A 20,887-nucleotide genomic window follows, 5' to 3' on the forward strand; every position below is an offset into this window, starting at 1 on the left:
GATCATATATTGAGACTTCGCTGCAGTGCAATAAATATTCTGCACTGCAGCATAGGTGGAGGCCAGCGTTAAATCATATCAAAACCAGTAGCTTACGTGTTCATGCGTTCGCTGGATGATTGTTACGTTGGGTCACAACCTGCCATGAGCTACGACCGCAGTCACTTGGTGTCGACCCCAGGCATCATCTTCATGAAAACGTTTAGCAGATCAGTGTTTGGAACCAGTGCCCCGGCCCATTTTTCAGCCAGCGCCTCGGGCGACATTTTGGCGATTTCTTCGTTTAGCGACTCTTCCAGTCTGGCGACCCAACGGTCCTGCACGGACTTAACATCCGGAAGACCCAAGGCATCGCGCAGCTCCGCCGGTGTCATATCGAGGTCAATGGTAATCTTCATATCAGGTCTCCTCCTGTTTTGCTGTCATTTTGACGATGCCGAATGCACCACCTAATTTGTCGCGTCATGAAATCTGTGACTATGAACCCTGTGGTTTGATTCATACGGCAGATTCAGACCTAAGCGATGCTAACCTGTCGATGTCTTGCATGTTTATTACCGATCAGGACATAATGGATGACTAGAAAGGCCAACCAGTCAGATTTCTGGTTGAAGGAGGTTTGGGAGGAACCTTGCTGGAGCGGGTACACAACGTCGCGAAGATAAACGCAGCACTCGACGTATTGCGGCGGCGTGGCTTAGAAACAGGCCATATGTTCGACGATACGGGGATTGAAACGTCTCAATTGCACGACGTTGATCTACGGATTTCCAATGATCAGCTGTTGAAGGCGTTCAGGAATATCTCGGACCGGAAATGGCACCCTCACATACCATATGAGATCGGCCAAAACCTGCACGTTTCTTCTTACGGGCTCTACGGATACGCGGTTCTCTGCAGCGTGGATTATCGCGAGACCGCCAAGTTTGCGCAAAAGTACCACTTCTTGGCTGCTCCTACCGCATCGATGGAGTTTGTGCAGGACGAGGGTGCTGAAGGGTGGGGTTTCGAGCCTGTCCCGGCCTCTTACGCCGGGAAAGAGTTTTACGAGTTCCTCGTCAATCTACAGTTGGGCATCTACAACTCGCTGCACAGGGATGTCATGGGCGCTGGTTTTACCTCACGCCGTATCGAAGTCAGATATTCCAATGACAGCGCATACACCTTGCCGGCTGATGCAGCAGACGAGATCATTCTGAACGCAGGACGGAACCGGTTCCATGTCGGAGTGGAATGGTTGGATCATAAAGTCGAACTGGGAAACCAGTTGACTTTCAATCAGCTCGTTCGAATTTGCGAGAACGAACTGTCCGAGATCACCCAAAAAGACGGTGTCAGTGGTCAGGTCCGTCGGAGCTTGATTCAAAATGTTGCACTTTCGTCAAGTATGGATACCGTTGCTCAGAGCCTTGGTTTGACCAGTCGTACCCTCAGGCGGCACCTGAAACGAGAGCAAACGACCTTTAGTGCAATTGTGGACGCTGTTCGAATGGAGCTTGCGCTAAAGTATTTGCGCGAAGCGACATTGAGCACCGAGCAGATCGCGCACGTTCTGGGGTTCTCAGAAACAGCTAGTTTCGTCCGCGCGTTCCGGCGATGGACCGGACGCACGCCCAAATATTATAGAATCTCATAATAAATATGCTTTATGGGTTTGACCGCGGAACGCTTATTGTGGGGCCGGAATCCGCAGAAATTCGCAGCGCGTGCATAAATTGCGCCAAAGAACTTGGATGACCCTTCCGTTCAATCGTCCGTAAGAGTGAAGGCAATTCCATGCGATACAACAGTGTTTCGTCGCTTTCAACGAGGTCGGCATTCAACCCTTCGAACAAACCTTTGGCCTTATAGTTTCCGAACAGAACTTCAGCATGAGCGAGCTCGACCCCTAAAGCCAGACAGTCGCACACGGTGGCCGCCAGTAAAAGGTGGGATATGCCGTGACCGTGATAGTCGTCCAAAACCGTGCAAGCGATTTCGACATCCTTGTCTTGCCGGCTACCCCGGATTGCATGCACGGCAGCGATGGGCCGCCCATTCTGTTCAGAGTCTACGGCACCCCAAGCTACGTGCTTGTCGCCATCCACGTTGGCCAGAAGGTCCAAAACCGGTTCCGGGGCGTCGTGAAACGCCGAAAAGAAGCGCATGTATCGGGATTGGTCGGACAGATCATGGATGGCTTGCGCGATCAGATGTTTGTCGGAAACACCCATTGGGCGTACGTAGATGCTGACACCGTTGTCCAACCTTGCCTTGAAGCCTCGGTCATTGTCCAGATGTAGGGAAGTTGAACCCATTGCACCGCCGCTTTCGTTTGGTTCCCCGTTTTTCTTGTCTTCGCGGATCTTTCAAATCACGCTGTGTAATTTAACCTTATGACGCATTTGGCAAACTTTTTCGAACTGACCTAGCGTTCCAGATGCTCCCTGTCCTGAGCTGTCAGTAGATTGTCCGATTCTGCCTGTTTGATACATGAGTCAGCTACGCACTATGCGCCTCGTGCTGTGTGTTTGTGAGGTAGCAGGTGGGTTGCCCGGCACGTCGTGCCGGGCATATACGTCACACCCATGTGACGATATCGGCCATCTCGCGGCGCGTTTTGGGGAACATCGGACCATCCGCACGATAGCCGAACGCCACCATGACGGCGGGTTTGTATAGGTTGGTATCAATCCCGAAATGCTCGCGCAAAACAGCTTCGGTTTTGTCCAACTCGAACCCTTCGATGGGGCATGAATCAATTCCCATCAGCGCACCGGCTGTCATCATGTTGCCGAGAACGATGTAGGCCTGACGCGCAGCCCATTTTTCGATATCCGCGTCGTTTTCCAATTTGAAATCATGTGCTTGAAACTTGGCGTAAGCCCCGCCGAGCATCTCGATGACTTCTTCGGGGAACTTTTTGACCTCGCGGTTGTGCTTGGCCAAATACTCCGACCCTGCTTTCATGGTTGCGCCGGTATGGGACAGGATGATCACGTAATGACTTGCGGTTCCAAGCTGTCCGGCAGTACCGTTCGTGGCCCCATTCGCGCCCCAGGTGAAGTCGCGAAACAGCTCTCGTTTCTCGGGGGATTGCACAACCAGCAACTGGAACGGTTCGGTCCCGAACGAGGTCGGCGACAGGCGTGCCGCTTCCAGAATTGTGTTGAATTCGCTCTCAGTGATTTTTCGCTCAGGATCGAACACTTTAGTTGCGTGGCGGAAATTGAAGGCGTCGATGATCTGAGTCTGAACATCGCTGGTTTCGATGAGGTCTTTCATGGAATGAGGCTCCGAATTGGTTATGAGCCGCATCTATGCCCTTCCATTGTCTGCCGCTATCTGCAGAATTCGGAAATGATAATCCCGTGCACCGGAAGAATAGCTTCAGATCAGATCGGCGTAGAGCACCTTGTTGGCGGCGATGATCCGAACACGCATGAAATCCAAAAACGCGCGGACTCGGGCATGCATCAATCGGCCCGGTGGGCGCACGGCCCAGATTTTCGAATCCGGCCAGGCGCGCAGATGAGGCAGAACCCGAACCAGACGCCCGGATCGAATATGATCTCCGGTCTGCCACAGGCAGGCTTTGTTGATCCCCAATCCGGCCAGCGTCCAATCCATCGCTGCATCACCAAGGCTGACGGTGGCGGGGCCAGACACGCGCACATCATGCATGGTGTCCGATTGATCAATCAGGTGCCAGACCTCGCGCGGGTGCATTGTCAGGCAAGCGTGATTGGCCAGATCGGCCGCAGTTTCAGGCGCCCCTGCCCGTTCCAGATAGGAAGGTGCCGCGACCAGCAGACGCGGATCATCGTCCAGTTTCTGGGCCAACAGGCTGGATGGGCCAAGATCGCCTAGACGAAATGCCAGATCGTACCCCAGTTCCACAATGTCGAGCACCATATCGGTTAGGTTCAGATCAAGCTCTACATGCGGGTAGAGCCGAAGGAATTCGGGTACATGTGGCACTATATGTGACCGCCCGAATGAGGCGGATGCTGTTACCCGCAGTTTGCCTGATACTGTTCCAGAGTTTCCAGACAGCATGGTGCGCGCATCTTCAACGTCTTCGAGGATGCGCTTGGCATGCTCCAGAAACAGCTCTCCGTCCGGGGTCAGGGATACAGCCCGCGTGGTGCGGTTCAGCAGTTTGACATCCAGTTCGGTCTCAAGCGCCTGCAGGCGTTGTGAGGTGTTGGTGGCCGAGAACCCGAACTCCGCCCCTGCCCGTCCAATAGCACCTAGGGTGGCCACTCGGACAAACAGGTTTAGGTTTTTCAAATCAAATGACATGGCGTCAGGGATAATACGAAACACCCATCTGCGCCACTAGCCGGGCCAGGGCAGCGAATAAGTTTTGACGTTGGTAAAGAACTTCATCGCTTCGATTACGCCTTCTTTCACGCCGTTGCCGCTGTCCTTGATCCCGCCAAAGGGCGACATCTCGATCCTGTAGCCTGGTTGTTCCCAGATGTTGCAAGTGCCGACATCCAACCCGTTGATAAAGGCGATTGCCCGGTTCAAATCGTTGGTGCACACACCCGAGGACAGGCCGAACTCGGTGCCGTTCGAGATTTCCATAACCTTCGCATCGTCATCGGGCACGCGCACGATAGGTACGATGGGCCCAAAAGTTTCTTCCATCACCAACTCGCTGTCATGGGGAACCTTGTCGACCACAATCGGAGGCAGCAATGCCCCTTGACGACCGGGGTGGTAAAGGATTTCCGCACCTTCGGTCTCGGCCATGTGGACACGTTTTTCAAACAGCGCGGCGGCTTTGTCATGGATCACACAGCCCAGTTGAGTTTCCGGGTCCTGAGGGTCACCGAACCGGATCGCCTTCGCTTTCTCCAACACCAGAGGAACGAATTTGTCGGCCACGCTTTCTTGTACCAAAATGCGTTTGATCGCAGTGCAGCGCTGGCCCGAATTGCCGGTTGCACCTGCGACCGCGATGGTGGCGGCCTTGTCCAGATCATCATCACTGAGATCGTTCAGAACGATCAATGGGTCATTTCCGCCCAACTCCAGCGCCTGGCGTTTGTATCCGGCTTTCGACGCGATCAACTTGCCTACCGGAACACCTCCGGTGAAGGTGATGATGTCGATGTTTTCGTTGGTGATCATCTCGTCACCAATGTCCTGCGGCCAACCGGTTACAACCTGGAACATCTCGGGCGGCAGACTGGCCTCATACAGAATATCGGCCAGCGCCAAACAAGTTAGCGGCGTCAACTCGGTGGGTTTGCACACCATACAGTTGTTGGTCGCAATTGACGGTGCGATCTTGTGGCTGACCATGTTTAGCGGATGGTTGAACGGTGTAATGGCGCTGATTGCCTTGACGGGTTCACGTTTGGTGAAAATCTTACGCTCTTTCCCGTTATGAGTCAGATCGCACGAGAAAATCTCCCCATCGTCTTTTAACGCCTCGGCAGCGGCAAACTGATAGACATCCTGCGCGCGTTTCGTTTCGTAAATCGAATGCTGATGGCAAATGCCCAGTTCCAACGTCAGCCATTTGGCGAGGTAGTCCCGCTTTTCACCGATCAACTCGCCCGCGCGCTGCAGGATCTGGCTGCGTTCGTATCGAGTCAGTTTCGGTGTGTAGTTTGCGGCAATCTCAAATGCCTTGCGCGCGTGTTCCGCTGTCCCTGCCGGGACGGTGCCCACGACCTCATTCGTATAGGGGTAGTGGACCGGTACAGTGGCATCGGTAAAGACAACCTCTCCTCCGATACGCATTCCTTCGTGGCGAATGTCTGAAGCGTTCATGATCCCGTCCATTTTATTGCGCTGCGGCGGTGGTAGCATAGAAAAACGCGTCAAAGTTCCTCAGTTCTGGTTGCGAGGGTAAATCCAGGACGCGGTTGACAATAAAGGGAACTTCTTGCTCGGTCAGGCCGCCATGGCTGCGCAACGGTTCCTTCAAGGCGGCCAGATCGTGACGATCCTCGGAGGTGCCGATGCAGATATTCTCACCCGAGACCATGACGATATCCCCAATCCGATCACCGGGAAGTTCGTATTCCGCGATGGCTTCTTCCTTGGTCAGGACATGGGTGATACCGTCGGTCGCTTTCAGCTTGTCCACAATATCGGAACGGTTCGCACCTTCAGGAAGATAAGCGGTGGCAAAGCTGCCAAGCGCGCCATGGTGAACCACATAAGGGTCAGTGATCGGCAGGATCACACGGGCTGCATCCTTCCCCATCCAGTTGTCCATTAGGTCCTGGACATAGACTACGTTAGGTGTTCCGTCCGTATGGTGTTTGGGCTTCATGCCATGATCTGCAGTGACGACGATGGCTGCGCCCATAGCATCCAACTGCGCCAGATACCGGTCGAACATCGCGTAGAAATCCAGTGCACCCTGCTGGTCAGGCGCGAATTTGTGCTGAATGTAGTCTGTGGTCGAAAGGTACATGATATCAGGCTTGAACTCCTCCAACAGCTTCACACCCGCAGCGAAAACGAATTCCGACAAGTCCGCCGAGTACACTTCGGGCACAGGCATTCCCAGCCATTGGCTTGCGTTGTCGATACCGTGTTCCGCCTTTGTCGTCTCGCCCGAGCGTTCGGACGAGAACGCGACGGCGCGCTCTTCGTCAAACTTCAATCCGGCACCAAGCAAAGCGCGCAGCTTGTCCTTGGCAGTCACCATGGCGACCCGGTATCCAGCCTCGTAGAACTTTGAAAAGATAGTAGGCGCGCGCAGAAAACGAACGTCATTCATCATTACTTCTTCACCGCTGTCGGGGTCGATCAAGTAATTCCCACAGATTCCATGAATGCTTGGCGGACGTCCGGTCGCGATTGACAGGTTGTTGGGGTTGGTAAAGGACGGAATGACCGAGTGCGCTAGTCGGTACGTGCCGGTCTCACGTATTCGCTTGAGCGTGGGCATCAGCCCTTTGGCGATGGCTACGTCCAGATACTCTGGCTCGCAGCCATCGAGACAAATCGCAATCGCGGGAACTTTGGGCGTCGGATAAACTCGTTCATTTGTGGTGATCGGGGTTTGAGCTGTCATAGGGCGGTCCTTGCGTATTAGCGATAGTCAGATCAAAAGTAGCTGACACACGGGGTCTGTTTTGAAAGATGGTTCAGGCGACCTTGGGTTTTTTGCCATCCTGCGCGTCCAGCGTTTTCAGGAATGTCTCTTTTGTGCCCGCAAAATTACGGCCGCGTTCACCGGTAAAGGCTTCATCGACAATATCCATTCGTTTAGCGTCGGATATGCCGTAGTCTGCAAACCGGGTGGAAACACCTAGCCGATTCAGGAAGGTCGTCAGTTCAATCGAAGCGGAACTCAGATCCGATCCGAAAATATCGTGCAGGGCAGCCTGTCTAAAACCGCCAATGCCGTCGACTGAACTTAAGATCACTGGCAGCGTGAACGAACAGGCAATTCCGTGCTGTATACCCCAGCCAAGGGTTATTGGATAAGAAAGGTTATGGGCGATGGCAGTCTTTGTGTTGGAAAAGGCCAGCCCGGCGCTAAGTGCTGCATCTGCGATCTGCGTGCGCAGAGTAAGGTTGCCTAGATCGTTTAACAGATCGGGCAAAGTGTTCAGAATGGTGCCAGCCGCATGGACGGCATGTCTGGCCGAAATAGGGTTTGCATTGATGTTCCATATGCTTTCCAAAGCATGGGAAAGTGTGTCCAACCCAGTGGACAGGGTCAGTTCATGGGGTTTGTTGACCATAAGTTCGGGATCAATCACCGCGGCTTCTGGGTAGAGATTTTGTCGTGAAAGCGAGTATTTTCTGCCGCGCTGCTCGTCCCAAACTGTGGCCCAACATGTAACCTCACTACCGGTGCCAGCAGTCGTCGGAACCGCAATAATGGGAATGGTTCCCAAGTTTGCCGCGCCGCCGCCGGTTTCTAAATACGTTACTACATTGTCAAAACTGCCATCTGCGGCCGCAAAAACCTTGGCCGAGTCGATTACAGACCCGCCTCCCAAGGCTACAATCACCTCGATTTGGTGCCCTATTCCAGCTAGCTGTGCGCACTGCTGCCTAAGCAGCTGGTAATCCGGGTTGGGTGCGATGTCGTTTATTAGTACCGCAGCTGGTCCAGCCGCTTCTTCGACCCGCTGCGCCAGGCGCTGGAAGGGATCGCTCGGATAAGTGACCAAAGCATAATTTCGGCCGCCAATCAGTTTTGGCAGTTCCGAAACAGACCCGGCGCCAAACATGATTTCAACCGGATTGGAATAGCGCCACATTGGACCCTCATAGGAAATTGGCCTACTTTGTTCGGCGGTAATCTGGATCACTTTATTCCATCGGTCCAATAGATTGTTTGGATGATAAGTATTGAGTGTTGCAATGGAATTGAAAAATTTTGACATTACTGATTGAGAGCCTTGGAAATACACAAGTGACTTTGTATTTTGGATACATACTCCACCACTCGAGATACAACATATGAGCGGAACACGCGCGATCCCACGGCAAAGCCTGCCCGATGTCATAACAAACGATCTGCGCGAGCGGATACTAAGCGGGGAGATGGCCGAGGGAGAGGTTATTCGGCAAGAAGCGCTGGCCGAGGATTACGACGTTTCCCGCATGCCAATCCGCGAGGCACTCAAACGACTGGACGCCGAAGGTCTTGTTCAATTGACGAACAACCGTGGCGCGTCGGTGACCACACATTCTCTGTCCGAGATCGCCGAGATTTTCGATCTGCGCGTTTTGCTTGAAGTCGATCTGTTCCGGCACGCAATACCACGGATGACCCTAACCCATTTTTCCGAGTGTGAGCGCATTCTGGATGAGATGGAGAAGTCTTACGATGCCAATGACGTGGGCCGTTGGGGCGGGTTGAACAATGCTTACCATATGGCGCTATATGCTGCGGCTGATCGCGGGTTGAGCAATGAAATCCTGCAACGCGTCAACCTGCAGTCGGACCGCTATGTCCGAATGCACCTGAGTGTAATGAAACAGCGAGAGCCTGCTAAGAAAGACCACAGCGAGCTGCTATCGCTGGCCCGCGCCGGACAGGTCGAGAGCGCCTGTGCTCTGCTTACCCGCCACATAGCACGTACCAAGGATCAGTTGCTCGAGATGGTGACTGCCACGCGCAACGGTGACTAAAATCAATCCAGCGGGTGTAGGCAAGCCACCTGATGCGACTCACCACTCAGACCTGGTGGTGCGGCGCGGCATTCATCGGTTGCAAGCCAGCAGCGTTGCGCGAAGGCGCAGCCCAAGGGGATGTTCATGGGTGAGGGCAACTCGCCCTCCAGCTTGATCCGTTCCTTGCGCGCCTCAGGGTCCGCGCGCGGCGTGGTCGATAACAGCGCCTTGGAATAGGGATGACGGGGGGCGGCGAACAGTTGGTCTTTCGTGGCGTGCTCGACCGCGCGGCCCAGATACATAACGATCACATCATCGGCGAAGTGTTTAACTACCGACAGGTCATGCGAGATGAACAGATAGGCAAGGTTCAGGCGTTCCTGCAACTCGACCAGCAGGTTCAGGATTTGGGACTGGATCGATACATCCAATGCCGAGACCGGTTCGTCCAGGACCAACACTTTAGGGTTCAACATTAGAGCGCGAGCAATGGCGATCCGCTGGCGCTGACCGCCCGAGAACATATGCGGATAACGGTCGTAGTGTTCGGGACGCAGGCCGACAAGGTTAAGCATCTCGCGCGCCCGCGCCTCGCGGTCGGAGGCGGACATGTTGGGGCGGTTGATGGTCAGCGGCTCCTGTAGAATCTGCCCGATCCGTTGCCGGGGGTTGAGCGAGCCATACGGATCCTGGAATACGATCTGAACGGTCTCACGCATTTCGGCCCATTTCGATGGGGTGACATCAGTGCCGTCTATTGTAAGTGTTCCGGACGTCGGTTCTTCGATCATAGTGACGACACGTGCCAATGTGGACTTGCCGCAGCCGGATTCTCCGACGATGGCAAGTGTCTTGCCAGGTTTCAGTTCAAAATCTACTCCGGACAGGGCTTTGACCGTTGCGGATTTCGACAACAGTCCACCTCGGACTTCGTAGTGCCGAGCCAACGCAGTTGCCTGAACGATAGGGGCCGTCATGCGATTTCTCCGGCTGCAATTCTTTCGACATGGTGACACCGGGCTTTGCCGAATGATTCACTATGTGGTGTGGGGGGGATGGATTGGCAGGTGTTATCCGCAAACCTGCACCTCGGGCTGAATAGGCACCCCTTTGGTCGGTCAAACTGGCCGGGAACGACACCGGGGATGGTTGGCAGCATTTTCGAAGTTGCCCGTTCCGGCAGTGCGCTTAGCAACGCCGAGGTATAGGGGTGGCGCGGGGTGCGAAACAGGTCTTTGACGGGCTGTTCTTCAACCTTTTGACCAGCGTATTGTACCTGCACGCGTTCGGCGGTTTCGGCCACCACGCCCATATCGTGGGTGATCAGCACCAGACCCATCCCCTGTTCATCGCGCAGCCGCACCAGAAGGTCCAGAATCTGCGCCTGAATGGTGACGTCCAGCGCTGTTGTCGGCTCATCAGCGATCAGTAGCTTGGGGTTGCAGGCAATCGCCATGGCTATCATGACCCGCTGGTTCATCCCGCCTGACATTTGGTGCGGAAAGGTATTCAACCGGCTTTCCGGCGCGGGAATGCCGACCTGATCAAACAGCTCGATCGCACGTTGGTGCCGATCCTTGCGGTTCAGGCCCAGATGGATGCGCAGCGCTTCTTTGATCTGGAACCCCACAGTGAAACAGGGGTTGAGCGACGACATCGGTTCCTGAAAGATCATGGCGATGTCCTTGCCGATGATCTTGCGCCGGTCGCGAGCCGAAATTTTGGTCAGGTCGATGCCTTCGAAACTCAGCTGGTCGGCGGTGATCGTGGCTGTCCAGGGCAACAGGCCCATTAGTGCCAACATCGACACGGATTTGCCCGAGCCACTTTCGCCCACGATGGCCATCAACTCGCCCCGGTCGACAGAGAGGTCCACCCCGTCCACGGCGCGGAACTGACCCGAGGCGGTGGCGAATTCGACAGTGAGGTTTCGGATATCCAGCAAGCTCATATCGTCAGCTCCGCTTCAGTTTCGGGTCCAGCGCGTCGCGCAGGCCGTCGCCCATCAGGTTGATCGCCAGCACCGTGACCAGAATGGCAAGGCCGGGGAACGTGACGACCCACCAGGCGCGCAGAATGAACTCGCGCGCCTCGGCCAGCATGGTGCCCCATTCCGGCGTGGGAGGCTGCGCGCCCATCCCCAGAAATCCAAGCGCGGCGGCGTCCAGAATAGCGGTTGAGAATGACAGCGCCGCCTGCACAATGATCGGAGCCAAACAGTTGGGCAGCACAGTCTTGAACATCAACCGCGCCTTACCCGCGCCCGCCACACGGGCCGAGGTGACATAGTCTTTCTGCCGCTCAGACAGAACCGAGGCACGGGTCAGGCGCACGTAATGCGGCTGAAAAACGATGGCGATGGCGATCATCGCATTGGTCAGCGACGGCCCAAGAATAGCCACCAGCACCAGCGCCAGCAGCAGCGAGGGGAAGGACAGGATGATATCCATCACCCGCATGATCAGCGTATCGACCCATTTTGGCGCAAATCCGGACAGAAGCCCGATGATTACGCCGCCTGTCACGGCCACACAGACCACAACGATGCCCACAAAGAAGGAATAGCGTGATCCCATGATCAGCCGCGACAGCATGTCCCGACCCAACGGGTCGGTGCCCAGCGGGAAGGCCCAGCTGCCGCCCTCTTGCCACGCGGGGGGTTGCAGGATGTGGTCGCGGAACTGCTCGGTTGGGTCATAGGGCGCCAGCAAAGGCGCAAAGGCCGCGCAGACTACGAAGGCCATGAACACATACAACCCGATCACCGCGCCGCGGTTTTCGCTGAAGTAGAACCAGAATTCGCGCAGAGCGCTTGGGCGGTCCTCGGTCTTGGGCGTGGTTGCGGAAAGCTCGGCCATCACCGTCTCCGGATTTTGGGGTTGATGATGCCGTAAAGAACATCGACCAGCAGGTTCACCAGCATCACGATCACGGCGATCATCAGCAGCCCGCCCTGCACCACCGGATAGTCGCGGCGGAAAATACTGTCGACCATCCACTTGCCGATGCCCGGCCAGCTAAAGATTGTCTCGGTCAGGATCGCGCCGGCCAGCAGAGTGCCGACCGACAGACCGATCACTGTTATCACCGGGATCAGAGCGTTGCGCAGCGCATGCAGCCCGTTGATCCGCGTGGGCGCAAGACCCTTGGCGCGGGCGGTGCGAATGTAATCCTCGCCCAAAACTTCCAACATGGCCGAGCGAGTCTGGCGCGCGATCACCGCCAACGGGATGGTGCCCAGTACGATGGTCGGCAAGATCAGGTGACGCACAGCTGAGGTAAACGCCCCCTCCTGCCCCGATAGCAAGCTGTCGATCAGCATGAAACCGGTCACGCTGGGGAAGTAATACAGCAGGTCGATCCGCCCCGATACCGGCGTCCAGCCCAGATTGCCCGAGAACACGATGATCAGAAGCAGGGCCCACCAGAAGATCGGCATCGAATAGCCAACCAAAGCCGAGGACATCAGCGCGCGGTCAAAGAACTTACCTCTGTTCACGGCAGCAATCACACCGGCAGGCAAGCCCAGAGCCACAGCAAAGATCATCGCACAGATCGACAGTTCCAGCGTGGCTGGGAACAGGGCAAAGAACTCATCCCAGACCGGTTTCTTGGTGACAAAGCTCTCGCCCAGATCGCCATGCATAACGCCGACCAGATAGTCCCAGTATTGCTGCAGTACCGGTTTGTCGAAGCCCAGCTTGACCACCATCTCCTGATAGCGTTCCTCGGTCATGCCGCGTTCTCCGGCCATGACGATGATGGGATCACCGGGCAGCACCCGGATGAACATGAAGGAAATCAGTGTCACGCCCAGAAATGTCGGAACGAACATTCCAAGGCGCGAAAGGAAGTAGCCAAACATCAGCGACCTATGATTGTGAGATCTTTGGGAAAGCGGGTCAGTGACCGGCAGCCATCCTGCGTCACCAGTACATCATCTTCGATGCGAACACCAAAGTTTCCAAGGTCATAAAGCCCCGGCTCATTGGTCCAGACCATACCCGGCAGAATGTCCTGATGATTTCCACGCATGATATAGGGCGCTTCATGTACGTCGCGGCCCAGCCCGTGCCCGGTTTTGGTGCGGATACGATCGGTATAAGGCGATGCCTCAAGCACGCGAGTGACGGCATCGTCGATGTCATGCGCAGTAGTGCCCGGGCGGCAGGCGTTGAACCCTTCGAGGTTGGCACGCAGGACGGTGTCGTAGACATCCCTGCCCTCGTCCGAGACCTCGGCCACAAAGAACGTACGGGTGATATCGGCGGCAAAGCCGTGTTTGCGCGCGCCAAAATCGAACAACAACGCGTCGCCGGGTTTGATCTGATAATCCGCTCGCGCCTTGCCATGCGGTTGGGCCGAGTTGTCTCCGGCTGCCACAATTGGTGCGAACGCCAACGAGGCCGCACCCTCGGCGAACAGTGCCTGAATCAGCGCCTGTTCGATCTGTTTTTCCGTCTGTCCGACGCGCACATCGGCTATCACACGCTCCAGCGCGCGTTCCGAGATATCAATTGCCGCTTGCAGAGCCGCGATGTCATCTTCGGTCTTTATAATCCGCAAGCCCGAGATTTCGCGTTCGGCATCCACAATGCGCAGATCGGGCAGCGCGTTGGTGAAAGCCTTCGACACAAAGACCCGCATCACCTGCCCTTCGACTGCCAGCGATGTCAGCGGCATGTGCGCGGCCAAAGCCGCAAAAGCACTGTCATAGCCCGTCTGGTCCATCCAATCGAACACGGCACCGTCAAAGCCGACCAAAGCCCAGGTGCCAAGCTCCAGATTGGGGACAATCGCGGCGGGACTACCTTGGGCCGGGATCACAACCACAAAGGGCCGCTCGTGGCTCATGAAGGGTTTCCCCAAAGCGCGGGTGAAATTGGGACCGGGCACAAGGGCCACGGCATCGACTGACATGTCCTTTGCCAGTTGACGGTACTCGGACAAATCCGGCATGAGGGCCGACCTCCAAAAAAGAAAACCGGAGCCGCCACGCGGGCGGCTCCGATCCGTGAGTGGTGATTTATTCGACGCTGACGCCGTAGAAGATGTGGCCGCCCAGCGGGTGGACCTTATAGCCCTGCACTTTGTTGCTCATAGGCATGTAGACGACCGAGTGTGCGATGGTGGCCCATGGAGCTTGCTCTTTGAAGATGACCTGCGCCTCTTCATACAGCTTGGTGCGCTCGGCCTGATCGGTGGTCTGCTTGGCCTTCAGGATCAAATCTTCGAAAGGCTCGTGGCACCATTGCGCACGGTTCGAGGCTTCGCGGCCGTCACAGCCCAGCAGTACGGCCAGGAAGTTGTCCGGGTCGCCATTGTCACCGGTCCAACCCAGCAGAACAGCACCGTCGCGGTTCAGCTCTTTCGAGCGTGACAGGTACTCGCCCCATTCATAAGAGACGATCTCGACATCCACACCAACCTTGGCGAAATCCGCCTGGATCAGCTCGGCCATGCGGCGGGCGTTCGGGTTATAGGGGCGTTGAACCGGCATCGCCCAGACTTTCATCGACAGATCGCTGACGCCTTCGGCTTCCAGCATCGCCTTGGCCGCTTCGGGATCATAGGCATCGTCGGTGATGGCCTCGTTATAACCCCACATGGTCGGCGGAATCGGGTTCTTGGCCGCTTGCCCTGAACCCTGGAACACCACGTCAATGATCGCCTGCTTGTCGATCGCCATGTTCAGCGCTTTGCGAACCTTCGGGTTGTCGAACGGCTCCATCGTGGTGTTGTAAGCCAGATAGCCCACGTTCAGGCCTTCTTGCTCCATCATGTTGATGTCGGCGTCATCCTGCATCGCCTGAATGTCGGCGGGGTTTGGATAAGGCATGATGTGGCATTCACCCGCCTTCAGCTTTTGATAACGGACCGACGCATCAGGCGTAATCGCAAAGATCAGGTTGCTCACTTCCGCTGGTGCTTTCCAGTAATCAGCGTTCTGCGCATAGCGGATCACGGCGTCTTTCTGATAGGCCACGAATGAGAACGGGCCGGTGCCGATAGGCGCGGTGTTCAGTTTTTCAGGTGTACCCGCTTCCATCATCGCGTCGGCATATTCCGCCGACAAGATCGAGGCAAAATCCATCGCCATGTTGGCGACAAAAGGCGCCTCGGGTTTAGACAGGGTGAATTTCACCGTGTAGTCGTCAATCTTTTCGATGGACTCGACCAGATCGGGCATACCCATGCCCTGGAAATATTCCCACGTGCCGCCAGACACCTGGTTGTAGGGGTGGCCTTCATCCTTCTGGCGCATGAACGAGAAGATCACGTCATCGGCGTTGAAGTCACGGGTTGGGGTGAATTCGTCATTCGAGTGGAATTTGACGCCCTGACGCAGCTTGAACGTATATTCCAGACCGTCATCGCTGGCCTCAACGCTTTCGGCCAAGCCTGGGATCACATTGGTGGTGCCGGTCTCAAATTCCAGCAAGCGGTTGTAGATCGGGTGCGAGGACGCATCAAAGGTGGTGCCAGCGGTGAACAGCGCCGGGTCAAAACCTTCGGGCGAGCCTTCAGAGCAATAGACCAACGTATTTGCCTGTGCCGCAGCGCTGGACAACGCAATCGCTGCGGTTGCGGCCAAAAACTTAAGTTTCATGAGTTTCTCCCAGTAAATATTGCTTGGTTTTCGCTTAGCGCTTTTTTGTCAGAACACTCTTTGGCAACGCTTGTCGTCGCGAAATCACTGGTCAATGTATCCAAAATACAAAATCCATTGTCAACAAAGTTAACGATTCCGCGAACACGTACCCGCAAAGACAGCCATCCGTCGCGGGATTGCCCGGTTCTGTTCCTAGCTTTGAGGGGAATCAGTCGCGCCGACTTTGATACAGCGCAAGTTTCCGGCTTTCCGCGATCACATCTGGAATGTTGGGGTTACACCGACCGGAGGCTGTTCCAGAATGAAGGCCCCGATCCGGTCCAATAGCGGCCGTCTTGGACAGCCCGGACGGGTCGCCGCGCCCAGATCACGCAGGTTGCCCGGCGCGTCAAACGGGATAAAGCACAAAGGCCAACGGTCGCGTTTAAATTGCTCGGCTGCAAGTGACGACACGATTGTGCAATCGTCGGAATGGCAGATATGCCGACAGATCGTCTCGAACCGCAGCGCGCTCAGGTCGAACCGCTTGCTGGCGCGATTTGCCGGGTCGATTTTGGGCAAGCGGTTTTCCAGCTCATAGCCGAAACTATGCGGCAGTCGGATGAAGTCGTGACGGGGCACGTCCTCGGGGGCAATCGATGGCAAGGTGCTTAGCGGGTGACCGTCACGAACAGCCAAGAACAGAGGTTCGGACCAGATCGAGGTAAACTCGAGCGCTTCGGAATTGTTGACCTTGGCAACCAGAGCAAGATCCAACGTGTGGTCTTCGACCATACGCAACATATTCTGTGGCAAATCCTCGATCATCGTCACGCGCATATTGGGAAACAATGCGCTAAACAGATCTGAGAAATACTGTGTCAGGTAGGGCGCGAGAGTCGGCGTCATTCCGATCGTGTATGGAACCGCCTCGGGGTCGCGGAACTGGGTCGCCGTATCGCGGATCTTTTGCGCATCGTTCAGAATGCGTTCGGCAATGCGCAACACTTGAACACCGCACAGTGTCGGTCGAACCTCGTTATTGAGGCGCAAAAACAGTTCGGCCCCCAACTCTTGTTCAAGTTTCTTGACCTGATTGGACATCGCAGGCTGAGAGACGTTGCAAGCTGCCGCAGCCTGGCTGAACTGCCCATATTTGGCGATGGCCAGAACGTATTCCAAGTCTCTGAAATTCATGATCACCAACTACTGATACAAGTCGCGCGTCTTGATGCACCTTCGGATTCATACCCTGACGGTGAGTGTTGCGCATGAAGAAACGATCACTTTCAAACACATAAGTGTCAATAGATGCTAGTGAATAGGTGGTCTAAGTGATTAACGACACGATAACATATTGATTTCAATTACTATAACCTCGCAGGTTTTGTGAGTATTCGCGTTTGTTATACACCTAATTCGAAGGATGAATTTTAGCTGGCCGAAGCGGCTGACTACCCATTGGATACGTGGAACGCCCAAAGCAGCGGGCGGCCCGCAGAATGCAACAATTCTTGACGGAGTATCCCATGCTGTCCCAACTTCTTAGCAGTCTTCGCGCCCGTCTCTTGACATCGTCCACGCTGGCGCAAGAGACCACCCGCGATGGTCAAACCCTTATAAACAACTTTTTCCAGAGCACTGTGGTGGATGACACCCCGGCTTTTGTGCTGGCGAATGATTTTTCGCGCCTGTTGAACTTTGGCGAAATCATCACAAACAACGCTGTTGCTGGAGTGCAGGCGCAAGGTCAGGACGTGGACATCTTTAACTTTCGGTCCGGTCGGATCGAAGCCAATAACGGTCCAGATGCGCTTGCAACAGGCGTTCAGGTCACTGGAAGCGCATCGATCAGAAACTTTGGCGAGATTGTAGGCGAGTTTAACGGCGTTCAGTTTGCGGGGGCTGAAAGCTCGGGCAGTCTGGATAACTTCCGCGGCGGTGTGATCAGTTCTGACAGTCGCGCTGTCGACATCCAGGGTCAAGGTATCGATGTTCGTAACTTTGGTGACATCATCGGTACAGGTGATCAGCGCAACGGAACGATTTACACCAATTCAACTGCGGAAGACATTTCGATCTCGAACTTTTCGGGCGGTACGATTGACGCAGGCGAAGGCAACCAAGGTGCAGGGGTTTCTCTGCAGGTCGGAGATGAAATCGGCGACCGTGTCGAAACCGATATCTTCAATGGGTTTGGTGCAACAATCCAAGGTCGTGGTCAGGCGGCTTCAAACACGTCGCTGGCCGGCGACGGCGTGCGCATCGATGACGGTGCCGAGGGCGCCATCCTGGAAACCGAGATCGTTAACAGCGGGGTCATCTCGACCGAAAGCGATCAGGGTACGGCGGCGGGTCTGCGCATCGCTGATGGCGCAAATACTGAAGGTGAGATCCTGAACACCTCGACCGGTGTGATCGAAGGGCCGCGCAACGGTCTGTACATCGGAGATGGCGAACATGATCTGGACGTTCTGAACTTTGGAACCATCCAGTCCGGCAGCCGCGCTGTGAACATCGATGGTTCCGGTGTTGATCTGATCAATGGTGGCGACATTCTGGGCACCGGAGATCAGCGCAATGGTGCAGTCTACGCTGATGACACTGCACGCGACTATTCGATCCAAAACCTTGCATCGGGTACTATTGACGCGGGCGAACACAATGATGGCGCGGGCGTTTCGTTGTCACTTGCCGGCGAAGGGAATGGCGATGTTTCGATCACCAACGACGGCACGATCGCGGGTCGGGGCAATGCAGGTGCAGCTTTGGGCACCGCTGGTGACGGTATCCGTCTGGAGGGTGTCCGCCAGGAAGGCGGTGGCTTTGGCACAGCTCGGTTCGACGGCACCATCACAAACACCGGTACGGTCTCGTCCGAAGGTGCCAACGGAACGGTCGGTGCATTCCGCGCCGTGAACAATGTCAACTTTCGTGGTCAGTTGATCAACGAAGAAACTGGCGTGTTCGCAGGCGGACAGAACGGCGTCTACTTCGGTACGGGTGACCACACAGGCGGTTCATTTGTTAACCGGGGTACCGTGACTTCGGATAGCCGTGCGCTGAACATCGACGGAACTGGTCTGGACGTTGTCAATGAAGGTGACATTCTGGGCACCGGCAATCAACGCAACGGCACCGTTTATGCGGATGGAACAGCTGACAACTACAGCTTTACCAACACTGGTCTGGTCGACGCGGGCGAAGGCAACAATGGCTCCGCCGTTTCGCTGCAAACCGGTGATGTGTCGGGCGATGTTGTTTCCGCTTCGATCCTGAACGAAGGTGTTTTCCAAGGTCGTGGCGACGCTGTCGAAGGCAATCAGGTCGGTGACGGTCTGCGCTTGTTCACCAGCCAGGATGACGCCTCATTCGCAGGTGTCGTGGTCAACGAAGGCCTGATTGCCGGTTCCGAAGACTCGGATGCAGCGGCTGGTCTGCGCGTTGATGGCGGTCTCAACCTGCTTGGTGCGGTTCTGAACGAAGGTGAAATCCGCGGTACGGTCAACGCGATCGATGCGTCGGACGCTGGCTTTGTGACCATCGTCAACGACGACGAGGGCGTTATCAATGGCAACGTTCTGCTGAGCGATGGGGATGATGTCTTTGTCGACCTGGGAACAACCAATGGCGACATTGTTGGTGGCGCAGGAAATGACATCCTGATTGCAGGCGATGCAGACAATGTTCTGACCGGCGGTCTGGGCAATGATTTCATTGACGGTGGCGAAGGCATCGACACGGCCGATTTCTCGGATTTGGATGTTGCAGTCGAAGTTAGCCTGGATGCGAACGGCAACGGGACGGCCACACGTGATACCGGCTTTACAGTCACCGTCACTGACGCGGTTGTTTCGGCACCTGATCAGTTTGGCTCCTCCATAGCCAACGGAGCTGAATTTGTGGAGCAAGCTGTTCAGGGCAACCTGTACTACAACATCCACACATCGGACTTCCCGGCGGGTGAAATTCGCGGCCAACTGTTGGTAGACAGCGATGTGACCGAGCATGGCATCCGCACCATCACCCTCAGCGGTGGGCTGGATGCTTCGCAAGAGCCCGGACCGACCTCTGACAGTGAAGCAACCGGACAGGCCACTGCTGTCATCACTCAGAACCTGGAAACCGGTGAAGTCACCTATTCCAGCGAGCTGACCGTGACCGGCCTGAACGAAGCTGATCTGTTGACGCCGATCCCGGGTGTTGTCTCGGCCATCCATCTTCACAATGCGCCTGCTGGCCAGAACGGCCCGGTCGTGCAGGACACGCTGGTAGATGCCGGTGCAACGCTGGATACCGAAGCCACTGGTGGCATAGGTGTCATCGGCGAGGACGTCATCGACAACCAGATCGAAGTGGACATCCTGCGCTCGATCGAGCGGGTTGTCGGCTCGGATGACAGCGACACGATCGACGTCTCAGGTTTTGACGGTGTAACCGTTGATCTGGACTTGAGCGGTCCTGCGCCGAATGCGGCTGGAAATGGTGACGAAGGCCCGCAGGATGGCGCCATCATCCAGAACGGTCAGATTGTCGCTGAAATTGACGATTTCGAAAACGTTGTAGGCTCGGACGGGGATGACCTGATCCTTGGAAATAATGAGTTCAACATCCTCGATGGCGGTGCCGGCAATGACGCGATCCATTCCTTCGGAGGTGCCGACGTGATCATCGGTGGCGAAGGGGTCGACACCGCGCTGTTCACTGCAGGGCCGGGCGTTGTTCTGGATCTGGATGAAGAAGGCAACGGCGTTGCACAGGTCAATGCACCCGATGGTGCAATCCTGGATCAGGTGTTCGGCTTCGAAAACATCAACGGGTCGAACAATGCGGGCAGCCCGAATGGTGGCAATGACATCCTGTCAGGCAATTCGGGGTCCAACACTCTGAATGGGCAGGCTGGCGATGACGTCCTGAACGGTGAGGGTGGCGACGACATTCTGATCGGCGGCGCTGGTAATGACACTTTCGTCTTTGAGGGCAACTTCGGCAACGACGTCATTCAGGACTTTGAAGTCGGTCTGGATCAGCTTCAGTTCGGAGACTTTGGGCCCGACTTTAGCGGCAGCGTAGGAGTTGCTCAGGATGGTGATGATGCTGTGATCACCTTCGGCAATGAAGGCTCGGTCCGCCTTGTCGGTATCAACAGTGCCGACCTGAACGACGACGACTTTGTCGCGTAACTGACCAACAGCGGGGCGGCTACGT

At 55.8% G+C, this 20,887-nt stretch carries 17 protein-coding genes; 3 read left to right on the forward strand and 14 right to left on the reverse strand.

The window, feature by feature from the left end; genetic code table 11:
• Positions 1–161 precede the first annotated feature (161 nt).
• Positions 162–398 carry a DUF6489 family protein gene (locus tag ACR3EG_RS02765; protein WP_170356510.1) on the reverse strand — a complete coding sequence of 79 codons (237 nt, stop codon included), beginning with the start codon at positions 396–398 and terminating at the stop codon, positions 162–164.
• Positions 399–631: 233 nt separating this feature from the next.
• Here ACR3EG_RS02765 and ACR3EG_RS02770 point away from each other — a divergent pair, with 233 nt between their 5' ends.
• Positions 632–1,636: a helix-turn-helix domain-containing protein gene (locus ACR3EG_RS02770; RefSeq protein ID WP_480482707.1), complete on the forward strand. Its 1,005-nt coding sequence runs from the start codon at positions 632–634 to the stop codon at positions 1,634–1,636.
• A 10-nt stretch (positions 1,637–1,646) separates the two neighbouring features.
• On the opposite strand, the gene ACR3EG_RS02775 is transcribed toward ACR3EG_RS02770, so the two are convergent.
• From ACR3EG_RS02775 to psrA, 6 genes are all read right to left on the reverse strand, one after another.
• Positions 1,647–2,297 carry an N-acetyltransferase family protein gene (locus ACR3EG_RS02775; protein WP_480482709.1) on the reverse strand — a complete coding sequence of 217 codons (651 nt, stop codon included), beginning with the start codon at positions 2,295–2,297 and terminating at the stop codon, positions 1,647–1,649.
• A gap of 262 nt (positions 2,298–2,559) precedes the next feature.
• A complete protein-coding gene (locus ACR3EG_RS02780; protein ID WP_480482711.1) occupies positions 2,560–3,264 on the reverse strand; it encodes an NAD(P)H-dependent oxidoreductase in 705 nt (234 codons plus the stop codon).
• 105 nt (positions 3,265–3,369) lie between these two features.
• Positions 3,370–4,284 carry a substrate binding domain-containing protein gene (locus ACR3EG_RS02785; RefSeq protein WP_480482713.1) on the reverse strand — a complete coding sequence of 305 codons (915 nt, stop codon included), beginning with the start codon at positions 4,282–4,284 and terminating at the stop codon, positions 3,370–3,372.
• A gap of 36 nt (positions 4,285–4,320) precedes the next feature.
• A complete protein-coding gene (gene phnY, locus ACR3EG_RS02790; RefSeq protein WP_480482715.1) occupies positions 4,321–5,769 on the reverse strand; it encodes a phosphonoacetaldehyde dehydrogenase in 1,449 nt (482 codons plus the stop codon).
• 13 nt (positions 5,770–5,782) lie between these two features.
• Positions 5,783–7,027 (reverse strand): phosphonoacetate hydrolase, encoded by a 1,245-nt coding sequence (gene phnA, locus ACR3EG_RS02795; RefSeq protein WP_480482717.1) that lies wholly within the window; start codon positions 7,025–7,027, stop codon positions 5,783–5,785.
• Between the two features lie 73 nt (positions 7,028–7,100).
• Complete coding sequence (gene psrA, locus ACR3EG_RS02800) at positions 7,101–8,354, reverse strand: iron-containing alcohol dehydrogenase PsrA (RefSeq protein ID WP_480482718.1); 1,254 nt, start codon at positions 8,352–8,354, stop codon at positions 7,101–7,103.
• Positions 8,355–8,430: 76 nt separating this feature from the next.
• Between psrA and ACR3EG_RS02805 the strand changes: the two genes are divergently transcribed.
• Positions 8,431–9,105 carry a GntR family transcriptional regulator gene (locus tag ACR3EG_RS02805; RefSeq protein WP_480482720.1) on the forward strand — a complete coding sequence of 225 codons (675 nt, stop codon included), beginning with the start codon at positions 8,431–8,433 and terminating at the stop codon, positions 9,103–9,105.
• A gap of 2 nt (positions 9,106–9,107) precedes the next feature.
• On the opposite strand, the gene ACR3EG_RS02810 is transcribed toward ACR3EG_RS02805, so the two are convergent.
• From ACR3EG_RS02810 to ACR3EG_RS02840, 7 genes are all read right to left on the reverse strand, one after another.
• Positions 9,108–10,064, reverse strand: coding sequence for an ABC transporter ATP-binding protein (locus tag ACR3EG_RS02810; RefSeq protein WP_209196205.1), 957 nt, complete (start codon positions 10,062–10,064; stop codon positions 9,108–9,110).
• Complete coding sequence (locus tag ACR3EG_RS02815) at positions 10,061–11,038, reverse strand: ABC transporter ATP-binding protein (protein WP_480482722.1); 978 nt, start codon at positions 11,036–11,038, stop codon at positions 10,061–10,063. The genes ACR3EG_RS02810 and ACR3EG_RS02815 overlap by 4 nt, the downstream gene beginning before the upstream one ends.
• 4 nt (positions 11,039–11,042) lie before the next feature.
• Entirely contained in the window at positions 11,043–11,945 is a 903-nt protein-coding gene (locus ACR3EG_RS02820; RefSeq protein ID WP_480482724.1) for an ABC transporter permease subunit, read from the reverse strand.
• The gene (locus ACR3EG_RS02825) at positions 11,945–12,952 is read right to left on the reverse strand and encodes an ABC transporter permease subunit (protein WP_170356522.1); all 1,008 of its coding nucleotides are present in this window, start codon (positions 12,950–12,952) and stop codon (positions 11,945–11,947) included. Before ACR3EG_RS02825 ends, ACR3EG_RS02820 begins: the two co-directional genes overlap by 1 nt.
• Positions 12,952–14,046 carry a M24 family metallopeptidase gene (locus ACR3EG_RS02830; RefSeq protein ID WP_480482726.1) on the reverse strand — a complete coding sequence of 365 codons (1,095 nt, stop codon included), beginning with the start codon at positions 14,044–14,046 and terminating at the stop codon, positions 12,952–12,954. Before ACR3EG_RS02830 ends, ACR3EG_RS02825 begins: the two co-directional genes overlap by 1 nt.
• Before the next feature lie 67 nt (positions 14,047–14,113).
• Entirely contained in the window at positions 14,114–15,697 is a 1,584-nt protein-coding gene (locus ACR3EG_RS02835; protein ID WP_480482728.1) for an ABC transporter substrate-binding protein, read from the reverse strand.
• 258 nt (positions 15,698–15,955) lie between these two features.
• Complete coding sequence (locus tag ACR3EG_RS02840) at positions 15,956–16,876, reverse strand: LysR family transcriptional regulator (protein WP_480482730.1); 921 nt, start codon at positions 16,874–16,876, stop codon at positions 15,956–15,958.
• Positions 16,877–17,208: 332 nt separating this feature from the next.
• Here ACR3EG_RS02840 and ACR3EG_RS02845 point away from each other — a divergent pair, with 332 nt between their 5' ends.
• Positions 17,209–20,862, forward strand: a complete 3,654-nt coding sequence (locus ACR3EG_RS02845) for a beta strand repeat-containing protein (protein WP_480482732.1) — start codon at positions 17,209–17,211, stop codon at positions 20,860–20,862.
• Positions 20,863–20,887 lie beyond the last annotated feature (25 nt).

The organism is Ruegeria sp. AM7, assembly GCF_056535965.1.